The organism is Chryseobacterium ginsenosidimutans, from assembly GCF_024807225.1.
GTDB classification, from domain to species: Bacteria; Bacteroidota; Bacteroidia; order Flavobacteriales; family Weeksellaceae; genus Chryseobacterium; species Chryseobacterium ginsenosidimutans.
In genome coordinates this window covers 2,807,990-2,824,298 of sequence record NZ_JANUCO010000001.1, presented here as the reverse complement: position 1 = coordinate 2,824,298, position 16,309 = coordinate 2,807,990, and the positions used below count along the sequence as shown (strand labels likewise).

12 protein-coding genes and 2 pseudogenes are annotated in these 16,309 nt (G+C 35.2%); 9 read left to right on the top strand and 5 right to left on the bottom strand.

The window, feature by feature from the left end; translation table 11 throughout:
* Positions 1 to 52 precede the first annotated feature (52 nt).
* The 4 genes and pseudogenes from aroB (at position 53) to J3D55_RS13255 (ending at position 3,876) form a co-directional block, all read left to right on the top strand.
* Positions 53 to 1,099, top strand: a complete 1,047-nt coding sequence (aroB, locus tag J3D55_RS13270; protein ID WP_259131779.1) for a 3-dehydroquinate synthase — start codon at positions 53 to 55, stop codon at positions 1,097 to 1,099.
* A 267-nt stretch (positions 1,100 to 1,366) separates the two neighbouring features.
* A pseudogene (locus J3D55_RS13265) lies at positions 1,367 to 2,018 on the top strand (porin family protein).
* Positions 2,019 to 2,253: 235 nt separating this feature from the next.
* Positions 2,254 to 2,833 (top strand): annotated as a pseudogene (locus J3D55_RS13260) (porin family protein).
* Positions 2,834 to 3,153: 320 nt separating this feature from the next.
* Complete coding sequence (locus tag J3D55_RS13255) at positions 3,154 to 3,876, top strand: porin family protein (RefSeq protein WP_259131776.1); 723 nt, start codon at positions 3,154 to 3,156, stop codon at positions 3,874 to 3,876.
* 98 nt (positions 3,877 to 3,974) lie between these two features.
* Here the strand turns inward: J3D55_RS13255 and purF are convergent, their stop codons facing one another.
* From purF to J3D55_RS13230, 5 genes are all read right to left on the bottom strand, one after another.
* Positions 3,975 to 5,474, bottom strand: coding sequence for an amidophosphoribosyltransferase (gene purF, locus J3D55_RS13250; RefSeq protein ID WP_259131775.1), 1,500 nt, complete (start codon positions 5,472 to 5,474; stop codon positions 3,975 to 3,977).
* Between the two features lie 140 nt (positions 5,475 to 5,614).
* Entirely contained in the window at positions 5,615 to 6,334 is a 720-nt protein-coding gene (gene purC / locus J3D55_RS13245) for a phosphoribosylaminoimidazolesuccinocarboxamide synthase (RefSeq protein WP_047444050.1), read from the bottom strand.
* 22 nt (positions 6,335 to 6,356) lie between these two features.
* Complete coding sequence (locus J3D55_RS13240) at positions 6,357 to 7,052, bottom strand: DUF3307 domain-containing protein (RefSeq protein ID WP_259131771.1); 696 nt, start codon at positions 7,050 to 7,052, stop codon at positions 6,357 to 6,359.
* A gap of 2 nt (positions 7,053 to 7,054) precedes the next feature.
* Positions 7,055 to 7,660: a SatD family protein gene (locus J3D55_RS13235; RefSeq protein WP_047402038.1), complete on the bottom strand. Its 606-nt coding sequence runs from the start codon at positions 7,658 to 7,660 to the stop codon at positions 7,055 to 7,057.
* A gap of 185 nt (positions 7,661 to 7,845) precedes the next feature.
* Positions 7,846 to 9,708 (bottom strand): endonuclease, encoded by a 1,863-nt coding sequence (locus J3D55_RS13230; protein ID WP_259131767.1) that lies wholly within the window; start codon positions 9,706 to 9,708, stop codon positions 7,846 to 7,848.
* 191 nt (positions 9,709 to 9,899) lie between these two features.
* Between J3D55_RS13230 and J3D55_RS13225 the strand changes: the two genes are divergently transcribed.
* The 5 genes from J3D55_RS13225 (at position 9,900) to J3D55_RS13205 (ending at position 16,291) form a co-directional block, all read left to right on the top strand.
* Positions 9,900 to 11,039: an acyl-CoA dehydrogenase family protein gene (locus J3D55_RS13225; RefSeq protein ID WP_259131766.1), complete on the top strand. Its 1,140-nt coding sequence runs from the start codon at positions 9,900 to 9,902 to the stop codon at positions 11,037 to 11,039.
* A 213-nt stretch (positions 11,040 to 11,252) separates the two neighbouring features.
* Positions 11,253 to 14,183, top strand: a complete 2,931-nt coding sequence (locus tag J3D55_RS13220) for a zinc-dependent metalloprotease (RefSeq protein WP_259131764.1) — start codon at positions 11,253 to 11,255, stop codon at positions 14,181 to 14,183.
* A 463-nt stretch (positions 14,184 to 14,646) separates the two neighbouring features.
* Entirely contained in the window at positions 14,647 to 15,114 is a 468-nt protein-coding gene (locus J3D55_RS13215; RefSeq protein WP_259131762.1) for a pyrophosphohydrolase domain-containing protein, read from the top strand.
* Between the two features lies 1 nt (position 15,115).
* On the top strand, positions 15,116 to 15,682 hold the full coding sequence (locus tag J3D55_RS13210) for a TlpA family protein disulfide reductase (RefSeq protein WP_259131761.1): 567 nt from the start codon (positions 15,116 to 15,118) through the stop codon (positions 15,680 to 15,682).
* 3 nt (positions 15,683 to 15,685) lie between these two features.
* The gene (locus J3D55_RS13205; protein WP_259131759.1) at positions 15,686 to 16,291 is read left to right on the top strand and encodes a DUF4230 domain-containing protein; all 606 of its coding nucleotides are present in this window, start codon (positions 15,686 to 15,688) and stop codon (positions 16,289 to 16,291) included.
* The last annotated feature ends 18 nt before the right edge of the window (positions 16,292 to 16,309 follow it).

The following is a 16,309-nucleotide window of genomic DNA, read 5'->3' as shown; positions in this document are numbered from 1 at the left end:
AGAATCATAACTTTGCAATATAGTTTATTTAAAATATACAGGAAAACAGAAAATGATAACATTAGTAGACGATAATTTCTCGCAATTAAACTCTTTTTTACACGAAAAATCTTTCAGCAAAATTTTTATTTTAGTTGATGAAAACACCCATGAATATTGTCTTCCTATTCTTTTAGGAAACATGGAAACAGATCTTGGTTTTGAAATCTTGGAGGTAGAAGCAGGTGAAGAAATGAAAAATATTCAGACGGCGAACCAACTTTGGGAAATTCTTACAGAAATGAAAGCAGACCGAAAGGCTTTGGTAATCAACCTTGGTGGCGGTGTCATTACGGATATGGGAGGTTTTGTATCTTCAACTTATAAAAGAGGAATTGAGTTTATTAATATTCCTACTACCCTTTTGTCGATGTGTGACGCTTCAATCGGAGGAAAAACGGGAATTGATCTGATGCATTATAAAAATATGGTGGGAACTTTCAGCTTTCCTGAAAAGATTTTTGTGTATCCGAAATTTTTGGAAACGCTTCCTTTTAAAGAATTGAGAAGCGGTTTTGCAGAAATGCTAAAACACGGCTTGATTGCCGATAAAGCACATTGGGAAAATTTAATTCAGATTCATAAATTAGATATAGAAAGTGTAATTCCTCATATTCAGACTTCGATGGATATTAAACAAAATGTTGTAGAGCAGGATTTTCATGAGAAAAATATCAGAAAAACCTTGAATTTCGGGCATACGATTGGTCATGCGATTGAAAGTTTATGTTTAAGTCAGGGAAATCCTATTCTTCACGGTGAAGCGGTTGCAATGGGAATGATTTCTGAAGCGCATCTTGCTTATCTGGAAGGTTTGATCTCGGAAGAAGACTCAGATTTAATTATCGAAAATATCCAGAAGTACTATCCTTACTTGGATATCAGTGATTTTAAAGATGAAGATATTTTTGATTTATTATTAAATGATAAAAAGAATGTCGACAGCAAAATCAACTTTTCTTTGCTTTCCGGAATTGGGTCTTGTAATTTTGATCATCAATGCAACCTGAAAAATATTACCCAATCTTTGGATTTTTATAGAAAATTAAACAATGCATAAGATTATTTTCATCAAATAATGAGGTAAATTTCATTGGATTTAAGAAAATTATTAATCTAGAATATTTATAAACAAACGTTTAATTAAGTTTTCAAATAATTAAAAATCAATGCATTAAAATAAAATCCGCTCGTTTTTCAGGCGGATTTTTTATTGACTTTTATCATATTTTGTTTTTTGGCAAGCAATTTGAAAGATACTCACCGTCAACGGAAAAAATTGACAAGTAGTAAAATTTAAAATAGTAAAAATTAAAAAATTAAAGTTATGAAAAAGTTAATCTTAGGAATAGCAATAACGGCAAGTTCATTAGCATTCGCTCAAACAACGACAACTACGACGACCACTACAACCAGAAGTTCTTCTGATGTAAGATTCGGTATCAAAGGTGGAATGAACGTTTCTTCTTTATCAAAAGACGGTTCACTAGACGATCAAAAATCTAAAATCGGATTCAATGCAGGTGTTTTTGCAAACATTCCAATTGCAACCTCTTTCAGTATCCAACCGGAGGTAATCTATACTCAATATGGTAGCAAAGCAGACTATACTTTATTAGGTACTAAATATTCTTCAGCTACTCATTTAGATTATGTTGCTGTACCATTAATGTTTCAGTACAACTTTATCCCTAATTTATATATAGAAGCAGGTCCGGAATTCGGATTGATGGTAAGTGCAAAAAATAAAATTAAAAACGAATCCAACGGTGATTCATCTACATCAGATAATTACAAGGATAGTTTAAACACTTTTAACTTAGGTATCGGTCTTGGTGCAGGTTATTATTTCACAGATAATATCGGTATTACGGCAAGATATGTTGCAGGTGTAACAGATGTTGCTAAAGACAGACCAAGCGGTTTCTGATGCTGTAAGAAACAATACTTTCCAAGTAGGGTTGGCTTACAAATTCTAATCAGCTCAAGGTTTAGAAAAAAACAATTTTGATTTCAATAGAAGGTCAGGCTTAATTTTTTAAGTCCGACCTTTTTTCTTTTTATTAAAGGCTTATTGATAAAGATTGATTGATATTTTGATTTATTTACAACCTAATTTTTGTCAATCATTACATCAATTAATAAAAATTGGCAAGAAATTTGTTGCAATTCTCGCGAATAAACTATTTATTAATAACTTTAAAAACAATAACTATGAAAAAACTAATGTTAGGATTAGCAATTGCATCAAGTTCTTTAGCATTTGCCCAAGAAAAAGCCAAAGCTTCAACTTCACCCGTAAGATTCGGTATTAAAGCCGGATTGAACGTATCTTCCATTAATTCTGACGACGCAAAAGCAAAAGCCGGAATCTATGGAGGATTCTTCGCTAATATCCCCGTTGCAAGCTCTTTCAGCGTACAGCCTGAACTTCTATACAACGGAGTGGGTGCAAAAAACGAAGATTTTTCTGATGTAAGATTAAATCTGGATTACATTTCTGTGCCGGTAATGCTTCAGTATAATATTCTTCCGGAATTGTATCTGGAAGCAGGGCCACAATTCAGTTTTGCGATCAGCAGAAAGATTAAAGGCGACGGCGGTTTCTGTGGATGTGAAAGATTTCTACAAAGGATTTGATTTTGGTGTAGGTCTTGGAGCAGGATATTATTTCGCACAAGGATTCGGAGTGACGGCAAGATTCGTTGCTGGAGCTACAGATATTATCGAGAATAATAACGATGATGCAATTAGAAACAGCGTATTCCAAGTAGGAGTTGCTTACAAGTTTTAAAAAAATAATTTTATAAGAAACAGCCGGATTTATTACTAAATCCGGCTGTTTTGTTTGTTGGTTGAAAATCATCATTAAAATTACTGTTAAAATTTTAATGCAACATAATAACAGGATCGATTGAAATTTTAAACCCAAAATAAGTTTGTTATTAAATAAATTTAAAATAAATCTATTTTATTTGAATTATTTTAACGCTTGCATCCTTTTGTTAACAGTGGTTTCACCCTAAATAAATAATTTTGGCAAGTAATTTGCGAAACACCAGTAAGTCTGATTAAACGATTAGGCAAGACATCGTAAAATTAAAAAACAAAATTATGAAGAAGTCATTTCTAGGACTAGCAATAGTTGCTGGTACTCTAACCTTTGCTCAGGAAACAAAACCTACAGTAACATCCGCTCCTATTGAGAAAAAAGAAAAAGAATCTGTAAGATTTGGTATCAAAGGAGGCGCAAATGCGGCAGCTTTTGACAGTCAGCAGTTAAGTGTGAAGAATCAGAAAATAGGATTCAATGCCGGTGCGTTTGTTAATATTCCTCTTTCTAAGAAGCTTGCGATTCAACCTGAGGTTCTATATAATCAATTAGGAGCAAGAAGTGCTGTTTCAGTTTCTGAGGTAACAACCGGAAGTACCACTGTAAAAATGGTAAATGATGAAAAGGTTTATTTAAATTATATTTCCGTTCCCTTAATGCTTCAGATGAAGGCAACCGATAATTTCTATATTGAAGCCGGTCCGGAATTCAGCTACTTACTGGATGGTAAAGATAAGGGCGAAAGCACTATTACAACAACAACGGGAGACGCAACAACGACTCAGACAACTTCATATTCGCAAAGCGTCAATAAGGATGATATTAAGAAGTTTAATATTGGTTTAGGTCTTGGTCTTGGATATTATTTCACAAAGAACTTAGGCATCAACGCGAGATATGTAAACAGCTTAACTCACATTGCAAACAACTCCGGAATCGCAGAAGAAAACAAAAATAATACGACCAACAGAGTATTCCAGTTAGGATTAAATTATAAATTTTAACTACCCATTTATTCATATCATATCTAATTAATTTGCAAATGAAAAGGTCAGACTTAGTAATTAAGCCTGACCTTTCGTTTTTATTTTAATTAAAAATTTTAACTAAATAATTCTACCTCTTCTCCTTTTGCTACAGGATATTCTTCTGTAAAACATCCGAAACAGTGGTTGGAAGATCCTAAAATTGCTTTTAAGTTATCGGTACTTAAAAATTCTAAAGAATCTACTCCCAAATAATCTCTAAGCTCTTCAGTCGTCATATTTGCAGAAATCAAATCGTCTTTTGACGGCGTATCGATTCCCAAATAACAAGGTGCAATGATTGGCGGAGAAACACTTCTAAAGTGAATTTCCTTCACGCCTGCTTCTTTTAAAATCTTAACCAATCTCTTAGAAGTAGTTCCACGAACGATTGAATCGTCGATGATTACTACTCTTTTGCCTTTGATTTCAGAAATAATCGGGTTCAGTTTAAGGTTCACTACCCTTTCTCTCATTTCCTGAGTCGGTACGATGAAACTTCTTCCGATATATCTGTTTTTAATCAAAACCGGACGGAAAGGAATCCCGGAAGCCTTAGAAAAACCAATCGCAGCAGGAACTCCCGAATCAGGAACTCCGATTACGATATCTGCTTCTACAGGAGCCTGTTCCCAGATTTTTTCACCAGATTTTTCTCTGATTTCGTAGACATTGATGTTTTCTAATGTAGAATCGGGTCTTGCAAAATAAATATATTCAAAAGAACAGATTCTTTGCTTTCCTTTTGCTTCATCTACCATGTAAGAATTCAATTTTCCGGGCTCATTTTCATTGGTATAAATGATTTCTCCCGGTAAAATATCACGTACATATTGAGCTCCGACAGCATCTAAAGCCACAGATTCTGAAGCAACAACGTAAGAATTTTCGTTAATTGCTCCCAAAACCAAAGGTCTGATTCCGTTGAAATCTCTGAATGCGAAAAATTTATTTCTCGTCATTCCGACAACAGAATAGGCTCCTTCAATTTTCTCCATTGTTGCTTTAATAGCTCCACGAAGACCTAGATCAAGATTTTTTTGAATTAATCTTAAAATAACCTCAGAATCAGAAGTTGCTCTGAAAACTACGCCTTCAGCTTCCAGTTCGTGTTTTAATTCTTTTGCATTGGTAAGATTACCGTTATGCGCTATAGAAAGAATAATCTGGTCATATTCGTTTTTCGCGAAAAATGGCTGAAAATTATACTTCTTTTTGTCTCCTGCAGTCGTATAACGAGTGTGTCCGATTGCAGAATTTCCCATAAAAGCTTCAGGATCCTGGATCTCTTTATAAACATCTAAAACCAACCCTTCATCTTTCATATTGGTGATTTTTCCGTCCTTTAAAACAGAAATACCACATGCTTCCTGACCTCTGTGCTGTAGCGCAAAAAGCCCGAACTGCGAAAGAGAAAACGTATCCAAATCGTTATCAGAATACATTCCGAAGATACCGCACTCCTCGTTCGGAGCATCAAGTCTTTCTTCTTCCTGCGTTCTGAAAAGATTTCTTCCGTAGGTTTGATTTTCAAATTGTTTTAAATATTCACTTTTATGAATGTCTAAACTTTTCATTTCTATTTTTTCTATTATAGATAGCAGAAGTCAGATATTAGATTTTAGACTAAAAACCAACTTCAAATTTATTTTTGTTAAATAACAAATCATTTTTTCAGAGCTAAAAATCTAGCATCTGATGTCTCAAATCTGAAATCTTACTTGTTAAGTAAAGTTTTCAATCTGTTGTAGATCTCAACATAAGCCTCAGTAACTTCTCCTAAGTCTCTTCTGAATCTGTCTTTATCCAATTTCTTCATCGTGTCTTTGTCCCAAAGTCTGCAAGTATCAGGAGAAATTTCGTCTGCCAAGATGATTTCACCGTCAGAAGTTTTTCCTAATTCGATTTTGAAATCAACCAAGATGATGTTCATTTTGTCGAAAAGATCGATCAAAATTTCGTTGATGTCTGAAGTTAATTCATACATTTCATCAAGCTCTTCATACGTTGCAGCCCCTAAGAAAACAGCGTGGTGATCGTTGATAAGCGGATCTCCCAACTCGTCTTTCTTGTAGCAGATATCGAAGATCGTTACAGGAGATTTAATTCCTTCTTCAACTCCTAATCTTTGAGCCATACTTCCTGCAGAATAGTTTCTTACCACCATTTCCAAAGGAATAATAGATACTTTTTTTACCAATTGTTCTCTTTCGTCCAATTGCTTAATGAAATGAGTCTTAATCCCTTTTTCATTTAAATATTCAAAAATAAGAGTGGTGATGGCATTGTTCATTTCACCTTTCAAATCAACAGATCCTCTTTTTTGAGCGTTAAATGCAGTAGCATCGTCCTTGAAACGAACTACAACTTGATCAGGATTATCGGTAGCAAATACTTGTTTCGCTTTACCTTCGTACAACATTTCTTTCTTTTCCATTTCTTACTAGATTTATTTTTAGTTATTTAATTAAAATTCCTGTTAAAACTGCCAATCCAAAACTCAACAATGTACCGATTAATACATATTCTGTTAATTTTCTTTGTTTGGCCTGTGCTAAGTCACTGAATCTGAAAACAGATTTTGCAGCCACCATAAAACCAACGCCTTCCCAGTGATTCACCAAAATAAAAGTGAATACCAGTAAACGTTCTAAAATTCCAATATATTTTCCGGCACTTGATAAAGATTCGGTTTGTATGTTATTTGTAGTCTCCGGAACGGGCGTCCATGAAGACAATAATATTTTGATAAAAATTGAAGCAGGTGTCGTTAAAAACAAAGCTGCCATTACTATTTTTAAAATTTCCTGATCTTTTAAAAATTCAAAACTGAATTCATTAAAATAAAAAGAAACTCCTGCAATTACTAAAATATGAAGAGCCTGATCAAAGAAAAACCAGTTTTTCTTATTTTTAACAGTCTGAAAACTCAGTTTCGCAGCATCAATAATAAAATGAGAAACTCCCACCAAAACCGCTACCCACCAAAGTTGTAGATCCCAAAGGAAAATAAAACTTAAGACCGTGTGAATCAAAACATGAAGGTACAAATATTTGCTCTTCAGTTTTTTGCTTTCTTTCTCTGCAACCCAAGAATTTGGCTGGAGAATAAAGTCTCCAAATAAATGTGCCAATATGAGTTTAGTAAAAATCATGCTTACAGTTCTGAAATTTTCTTTTTAAAATATTGATTGGTCTCCACGATCAGCTCGTAGTTTGCACGTTTCAGTCTCTGGCTTATAGATGATTGTGAAATAGCAAATCTTTTCGCAAGATCTTCCTGCGTGATATCTTTATTCATGATCATTTCGTGGATGATTTCGGATGTTGCCATCGTCCAGTTATCGAAGTCTTTCGAAGACCATTTCAGTAAAATATTCAAGTCTCTGTCAACAGAATCGTTGGAGGTTTTGATAGAAACGGTGTGTCCGTCGTTCTTTAAGTCATTCAGCAATCTTCCGGAATGTACATATGCTGTTCCGTTGGATTCCGTGATTTTTTCAGATGAAAAATTTTCTTCGCCAATACCAATGGCAATTCTTACATCTAAATTTTCCTGACTTTTTATTAATGATTTTATGGCTAAGAAACGCCAGAAAACTTCATCGATATTACATTTGAACTGAAATTCATCGCCTCTGTAGATTTCCCATGTTTGAGGTGCGCTTCCCCATTGTTCGAGAAGATTTTTAAGCTTGGTAATCCAAACTTCTGTTTCCGCGTGTTGTGAATTTATAATGTCTCCGGTAAGTACCGCTATCATTCTGCAAATATAAGCATAATTACTTATAAATAAAAAATATAAGCAGATACACTTATAGATATTGATTATTAGTGAATCTGCTTATATCGATGATGTTGTAAAACAGCCGGTTTGAAGGCTTATTTAAGACTTATTTTATCAAACCTTCAGGGTTTTTGAAACCTTGAAGGTTTAGTATTCATGCATTATTTTTTAATAAACTGATAGATTTTATCATCCAGTTTCAACAAATAAGAACCTGTAGGTAAACTTTGAACAGAAATATTCTTCTTATTTTTAAAAGGATTTTGTTCTGTAGAAATTACTTTTCCTGAAAAATCTAAAACCTGAGCCGTTTTTATCTTCTCTGTTTTTCCGTTAACAAAAATATTATCATTCACAGGATTTGGGTAAATTTTAAACTCATTTTCTGCTAAAACCACATCCGAAGTTCCTAAAACACCTAAGTTCTGACAATAATCGTTTGCATAAGAATCCCATTCTCCAATGGTAAATGTCGTTGTCGGATTATTAATATTGGCTTTCCGATATAAAGAAACGTTTGCTAACACAGAAGAATTTGATTGTCCCGTCACTCCTATCGCATCCACACTTGAAGATTTGTATCTTAATTCTAAATAATTACTTCCCGTAAAAGTCATTTGTGGAGCTGCCGTTACAAATTTTGCCTGATTGATGGTATAGCAAGAAAAATTAGCACTTGGATTTAAGACTACAAAAGTTTCGTTATTCTGAACCGTTCCCTCCAGTTCATAAGGATCTACAAAGTAGTAATTTGTTCCGCTATAAAACTGAATTGACAATCTGTAATCACTTAAATTAACAGTATGACCCGTTTTATTGGTAATTTCTAAGGCTTTATTATTTGAAGATCCTTCAAGGTATTTTGTAACCATTAAATCTTTAGCATACATATCAGAAGCTAAAGTTGTTGTTGAAGCAGTATTGCTGTCTCCGGAAAGTAAATAACCGCTGTCGTAGGCTTTAACAGTGTACATATACGTCGTAGAAGGCGTTAAATGATCAATGCTTATTGTAGAATTTTTTGTAGAGGCTACCAAAGTTCCGTTCTGGTAAATTTTATAGCCAATTACATCTGTACTTGAACTTGGCGTCCAGCTTAAAGTAGAAAAATAAGCACTGTTTTGAGTTACCGTTAAATTCGTTGGCGTCTGCGGAACAACAGCATCCGGAGTCTGTCCCCAAATCGCACTTATCCAGGCTGGATTATCAATAAAAGGATTTCTGTTTTTCTGTAAATTATAAACCGCATTATTCCTGTCGATTTCTTTTTGAGAAACTGGATCTTGAGTGCTCCACTGAAGAAGCATTGTAATATAAGCAGGATCAAAAGATCTTTCCTCCGTTCCGTCCAAAGGATTGGTATCGGAAGCAGGATTTGCGCTATTATTAAAATTAAAAGTTCCTAATTTCCCTTCATATCTCACGGCAAAATACAATATGCTTCTTGCCACATCTCCTTTAAATTCATTAATGGGTTCATAAACACGACCTGTATAAGTCATTCCCGGAATCGCACAGTTTCCGATTCTTGAAGTATTCGAAAATGTATAATATATAGTAGAACCCACGATTCCGTAAGGATAATTACTCCTCAATTGATTAATTCTCGCGTCCGTAGGAACTACATAAAATAAATCTGAATACATCGGATAATTACTGTAGAAGGTACTTTGAGGCATCATATGCTCTCTGTTCCAGCCCAATCCTTCTGCTCCTGCGCTTCCGATAATATTGGCTGTTGTATATTCGTACGAATCCGGACCGGTCGGAATTTCAGAATACATATCTAATAATATTGTCGAATTCGTAGCATCATGATCGTAATATTTATCGAGATCTGTCTGATTGTAATAATTTGTAAGATCACCGTAATGCCAGTTTATATTTTTCGCCGCAATAATATCATGTAATTTCGATTTTAGGGCGTAACCCGTCAAGCCTGCTGTTCCATCGTAATATCCTGCCGGAGCCTGAGCTGCAAAATACGATGAAATCAAAATAATAGGAAGTAGAAATTTTTTCATGCTTTAAAATTGGGTGGTTAAAGTAGTAAATTAATCTACTCGAAGTTCTGAAATTTTTATTAAAAAATCATTAACTTTTAGGTATAAAAAATTGAAAACTAAAGTTTTGCATGTAAAAACCTAAGTGGTCAAATAATTTTTTTGGGCGTTCCGTCAATTTGGTTATCTTTGGGAACTAACTATTTTCAAATATGAATACAGAGACAATTGACAATATCAAAATGATAGCGGAGACGGCAAAAGAATTTGCTGAGAAGAATATTAGACCTAATATTATGGAGTGGGACGAAAGCCAGACTTTCCCTAAAGATCTGTTTCATGAGTTAGGAGAGATGGGTTTCATGGGTATTGTTATCCCTGAACAATATGGTGGTTCTGGTCTTGGGTATCACGAATATGTTACGATCCTTGATGAGATTTCTCAGGTAGATCCTTCTATCGGTCTTTCATTGGCGGCGCACAATTCTCTTTGTACGAATCATATTTATGAATTTGGAAATGAAGAACAAAGAAACAAATGGCTTCCTCAGTTGGCTTCTGGTAAAGTAATCGGAGCTTGGGGATTGACGGAGCATAATACAGGTTCAGATTCAGGAGGAATGTCTACTACAGCCGTAAGAGACGGTGACGGATGGATTATTAATGGGGCTAAAAACTTCATCACTCACGCTATTTCAGGTGATATTGCAGTTGTAATGACAAGAACAGGTGAGATCGGTGCTAAAAATAATTCAACAGCTTTTGTATTAGAAAAAGGAATGACTGGTTTTTCTTCTGGTAAAAAAGAAAATAAACTGGGAATGAGAGCTTCTGAAACAGCAGAATTAATTTTCGATAACGTTCGTGTTTCTGATGCGAATCGTTTAGGAGAAGTTGGAGAAGGTTTCAAGCAGGCAATGAAAATTTTGGACGGAGGTAGAATTTCTATCGCTGCTTTAAGTTTAGGAACTGCAAGAGGAGCTTATAAAGCTGCTTTAAAATATGCTAAAGAAAGACAGCAATTCGGGAAATCAATCTCAGAATTCCAGGCAATCAACTTTATGTTGGCGGATATGGCAACAGAAATCGATGCTTCTGAATTATTGATTCAAAGAGCGGCAACATTGAAAAATGCTAAGCAAAAAATGACAAGAGAAGGAGCAATGGCAAAATTGTATGCTTCTGAAGCTTGTGTAAGAATTTCGAACAATGCAGTTCAGATTTTCGGAGGGTACGGATATACAAAAGACTTCCCTGCTGAGAAATTCTACAGAGATTCTAAACTTTGCACCATCGGAGAAGGTACTTCCGAAATCCAAAGAGTAGTGATCGGTAGAGACATCACAAAATAATTTCAATAAATTTAGAATTATATCACCAATAAATGAATAGCACTCGTATTTTGCGAGTGCTATTTTCTTTTTTTGAGAAAATGAATTTTAAGGCATATTTAATGTATCGCATAATTGTTTAGATGAATATTCTAAAATTTTCTTAAAAAATTTTGTTTTTCGTAATAAATTTTTCATTAGCTTTGATACCCCACAATCAAAATAGAGAATTATATGAAAAAACAATTATCGATGATTGGGATGCTACTTCTATCGGGCATCTCTTTCGCGCAGACCGATCGTCTTTGGTCTGAAGGGTCTAAAAAAACAGGTTCAGAAATCTTTGAAAACAAATCAAACATTAATAATCCCAAGATTTACAGTCTGGATATTAATGGCTTGAAGAGCGTTCTGGCAAAAGCTCCCAAAAGATTAGCGGTAGGAGAAAAATCAGAAATCATTATCTCCTTTCCCAATTCTGAGGGAACAATGGAAAACTTTAAAGTAAGAGAAAATTCCAATTTCGATCCTCAGTTGGCAGCGAAATATCCGGATATCAAATCTTATGTTGGTGAAGGTTTCGGAGATTCAAATTCTACCGTGTATTTCAGTGTTTCGCCACTTGGTTTATCATCAATGGAAATTTATGGCGACAAATCTGCGGTTTTCATTGAGCCTTACACAAAAGATCTTTCAACGTATGTAGTTTACAAAAAATCAGACAAAAAAGATGATTTAAATAAATTTGAATGTACTGTAATTGATGTTGCTCAAAAAGGCGTTTCAGGCATTACCGATCTTGCTGCAAGACCAAATGCAGACGATGCAAAATTAAGAACATTCAGATTAGCGTTATCTTCCACAGGAGAATACACCACTTATTTTGGAGGAACAAAATCCAACGCTTTAGCCGCAATGAACAACACCATGACCCGTGTAAACGGAGTTTTTGAAAAAGATTTCTCAGCGAGAATGGTTTTAATTGCTAATAATGATGCAGTAATTTACACAAGTGCTTCATCTGATCCCTATTCTGCTGCTGCACAAATGAGTAACTGGAATTCTCAATTACAATCAACGTTAACATCGGTAATCGGTGAAGCCAATTACGACATCGGTCACTTATTCGGAGCTTCCGGAGGTGGCGGAAACGCAGGATGTATCGGTTGCGTTTGTACAAATGGCTCTAAAGGAAGTGGTTATACTTCTCCAGCAGATGCAATTCCTTCAGGTGATAATTTTGATATCGATTATGTTGCTCACGAAATGGGGCATCAATTCGGTGGAAACCACACATTCTCAATGAGTAATGAAGGAACCGGCGCAAATATGGAACCAGGATCAGGATCTACGATCATGGGGTATGCAGGAATTACCGCTCAGGATATTCAGCCACATTCAGATGCCTTCTTCCACGCGATCAGTATTCAGCAGATCACGAATAATATTAAAGCTAAAACCTGTCCGGTAAGCACAAGCACAGGAAATTCAATTCCGACAGCAGGTGCAGGTTTAGATTATACTATTCCGAAAGGAACACCATTCATATTAACGGGAACCGGAACAGATGCGAACGGAGATTCTTTAACATACGTTTGGGAGCAAATGGATAACGCTTCTTCTTCTCAGACAGGAGCAAGTTCAGCAGCAAGTGCTACAAAAGCTACAGGTCCAACCTTCAGATCTTGGACACCACAAACAACTCCGGTAAGATATTTCCCAAGAATGGCTTCGGTTTTAACGGGCGCAACTACAACGGCAGGTTCAGAAATTACTGTTGAAGCTCTTTCTAATGTAGCAAGAACGTATAATTTCAGATTTACCGTTCGTGACAACAGAGCAGGAGGTTCAGGAAACAATTCTGACGATGCAGTAATTACGGTAAACGGAACGGCAGGACCTTTCAGTGTGAGTTCTCAAAATTCAGCAACAACGTATACAGGAGGAACTTCTCAAACCATAACATGGAATGTTGCAGGAACTACAGCAAACGGCGTAAATGCAGCCAACGTAGACATTCTTTGGTCTACCAATTCCGGAACAACATGGACTACTCTATTGGCAGGAACTCCAAACGACGGAACGCAGGCGGTAACCATTCCCAATGCTTCAACTACAACGGGAAGAATTATGGTAAAAGGTTCAAATCATATTTTCTTTGATGTAAACAACGCAAATATTACTGTAAATGCAGGTTCAGGAACAGGAGATGTACTCGCTCCTACAGCACCTGTATTAGCAGCTTCAGGCACTACTTCTACAAGCACAAATCTTTCTTGGTCAGGAGCAACAGACAACGTAGCAGTTACAGGTTACGACGTTTATCAGGGCGCTTCATTGATCGGTTCCACAGCTTCGGCTTCTTACACGGTAACGAGTTTAACTCCTTCTACAACATATAGTTTCTCGGTAAAAGCAAAAGATGCAGCAGGAAACGTTTCGCCTTCAAGCAACACGGTTTCTGTAACAACTCTTGCAGGAAGTACGGTTTCTTATTGTTCGGCTTCTGCTAACAATACAGCTGACGAAAGAATTGGAAACGTGAAATTCGGAACCATTAACAATACTTCAACAGGAACTGCAGGGTATGAAAACTTTACTGCAATTTCTACCAACGTAACAAAAGGATCTGCTTACACAATCTCTGTAACTCCGGTTTGGACATCAACGGTTTACAGTGAAGCTTACGCAGTTTATATTGATTACAACGGCGATGGTGATTTTACAGACAGCGGAGAATTAGCTTGGTCGAAAGCAGGATCTACAACGACTCCGGCTACAGGATCAATCACGATTCCGTCAACTGCAACTGTTGGTAGTACAAGAATGAGAGTCATGATGCAGTACAGCTCTGCTCCTACCTCTTCTTGCGGATCTTACACGTACGGACAGGTTGAAGATTATACCTTAAATATTGTTTCATCAGGAAGAGGTGAAGTTGGTACAAAAGATTTATTAACTGATATTAAATTATATCCAAATCCTGCAAAAGATATTTTAAATATTTCAAATACGACGAATGAAGATTATAAAATCTTCGATATGGGTGGAAAACTAATCAATTCAGGAAAACTTGAAAGAGGCTCTGTGAATGTAAGCAATCTTATCAAAGGCGCTTATATGATCCAAGTTGGAGAAGTCTCTAAGAGATTCATTAAAAACTAATAATTTTTTCGAATTTAAACACAGGAGAAAAGGCTGTCTGGAAACGGACAGTCTTTTTTTATGGGTAATAAGTGATGAGTAATGGGTAATTTTTTTTAATGAATTATGAATTATGAATTATGAATTATGAATTATGAATTATGAATTATGAATTATGAATTATGAATTATGAATTGTTTTTGACTAAATCTCAATATTCCAATTATCAACATCAATAGGAACGGGCTTTAGCACGTTTAAATAAATAAGGAAAAAATCATTTGGCTTTGCCGAAACCTAATTTTCAGTACCTTTTAACTCCTTTCATCAGGCAGAAAGCATTTTAACTTTAATTTAAAACTAAAAAAAAACTTCCTTCTCCAGAACAACAACCTCACTTATTCTATAATTCAACAAAAAACCTAATCCCTAATTCTAATATCTAATTCCTAATTTTTATCTTTGCCTTAAATTAAAAATATTCATGGATAAAATTGACAGCCTGAACCAAGTAGCAGAATTCCACACAACCTTCAAAGCCCCTATTTTAGATACTCCACAGATTCCTTCGATTGAAAGATGCAATCTTAGAGTTGAACTTTTGCAGGAAGAATTAAATGAATTAAAACAAGCGATTGCTGATAATGATATTGTAGAAATTGCTGATGCATTATGCGATTTGCAATATGTTTTAAGCGGTGCAGTTCTAGAATTCGGACTTGGCAACAAATTTGTAGAGTTGTTCAACGAAGTTCAGCGTTCTAATATGTCTAAAGCTTGCGATAACGAAGAACAGGCACAGGAAACCGTTGAATTTTATAAAGAAAAAGACGTAGATTCATTTTATGAAAAATCTGGTGAGAAATTTAATGTATACAGAAAAGCCGATCATAAGGTTTTGAAAAACAAATACTATTCTCCTGCCGATTTGAAGACAATTATCGAAAAATAATATGAAAAAAATTATTACAAATTTTATTGCTGTTTCGGCTTTACTTTTGGCAAATCAACAACTTAGCGCACAAAAAGTTGTGGTTGGTCGTGAAGTGGAAACAACAAACGATGGCAAAATGCTTTTGGGAAACCAGCTGAAAAGCAAATTTACCGAAGCTCCTTACGCAGATTGGTATGTGAAAGAACACGACGAATATGCATTGGATCAGAAAGCGATCGGAGAATTAAAGAAAAATAAGATCAATTCTTACAGCATCACTGTTTTTATGGGAACTTGGTGCGAAGACAGCCACAGAGATTTTCCGAGATTAATGAAGATCCTGGAAGAACTGAAATATCCTGAAAACAAACTGACAATCATCGCATTAAACCGTAAAAAAGAATCTCCGAACGGAGACGAAACGCTTTTCAATGTTCAGAAAGTTCCGACCATTATTGTTCAAAAATACGGTAAGGAAATCGGGCGAATTATAGAAATGCCTACAACCGGATATATCGAAAGAGATTTGGTTGAGATTTTAAAGAAAGATGACGAATCTGTGATTAAAGAAATTTTTAGCAAATAAACTTTGAAAAACATCAGAATAATAATAGCGTTTTTGGTGGGAATCGTAGTCATGACGATCCTATTTTTCAGCTTTAAATCATGTTTTAATCCTACTCAGAAGACGGAAAAGTCAGATTATTATATTCTGACCAACCAGATTTCTAAGATGAATAAAATGGTGGTTTTGGAGCAGAATTCTTCGGCGATTCAAAAAACCAAAATGGGCTACGAATTTATGGGGAAAGAAGTGTCCAGCAACAGTATTATTACCTATACAAAAACCAATGCGCAGGTTTCTTATGATCTTAATAAAATGAAGATGGAAGTAGATTCTATCAACAAAAAACTAATCATAACGGAACTTCCGGATGCCGATATCAGAATCACTCCAAGTGTGGAAATTCAATCTTTGGATGATTCTTTTTTCAACAGAATTTCTGAGAAAGACATCAAAAATGTAACTCAGAAAGCAAAAGATACAGGGATAAACTCTGTCGATCAAAACAAATTGAGAACAGAAGGTCGCAAACAATTGATGGAAAATCTTAATAATATTTTCGTTTTGGCAAAGGCTTTGAATTATACGATAGAAGATAAAACCGGAAAGATCGGTATTCTCGGACTGTAGAAATTTTAACTTTACATA

Coding starts and splice junctions, on each gene's coding strand:
- J3D55_RS13220 (WP_259131764.1), top strand. CDS start 11,253: ATGAAAAAACAATTATCGATGATTGGGATGCTACTTCTATCGGGCATC.
- purC (WP_047444050.1), bottom strand. CDS start 6,334: ATGGAAAAGAAAGAAATGTTGTACGAAGGTAAAGCGAAACAAGTATTT.
- J3D55_RS13210 (WP_259131761.1), top strand. CDS start 15,116: ATGAAAAAAATTATTACAAATTTTATTGCTGTTTCGGCTTTACTTTTG.
- J3D55_RS13215 (WP_259131762.1), top strand. CDS start 14,647: ATGGATAAAATTGACAGCCTGAACCAAGTAGCAGAATTCCACACAACC.
- purF (WP_259131775.1), bottom strand. CDS start 5,474: ATGAAAAGTTTAGACATTCATAAAAGTGAATATTTAAAACAATTTGAA.
- J3D55_RS13230 (WP_259131767.1), bottom strand. CDS start 9,708: ATGAAAAAATTTCTACTTCCTATTATTTTGATTTCATCGTATTTTGCA.
- J3D55_RS13255 (WP_259131776.1), top strand. CDS start 3,154: ATGAAGAAGTCATTTCTAGGACTAGCAATAGTTGCTGGTACTCTAACC.
- J3D55_RS13240 (WP_259131771.1), bottom strand. CDS start 7,052: ATGATTTTTACTAAACTCATATTGGCACATTTATTTGGAGACTTTATT.
- J3D55_RS13235 (WP_047402038.1), bottom strand. CDS start 7,660: ATGATAGCGGTACTTACCGGAGACATTATAAATTCACAACACGCGGAA.
- J3D55_RS13225 (WP_259131766.1), top strand. CDS start 9,900: ATGAATACAGAGACAATTGACAATATCAAAATGATAGCGGAGACGGCA.
- aroB (WP_259131779.1), top strand. CDS start 53: ATGATAACATTAGTAGACGATAATTTCTCGCAATTAAACTCTTTTTTA.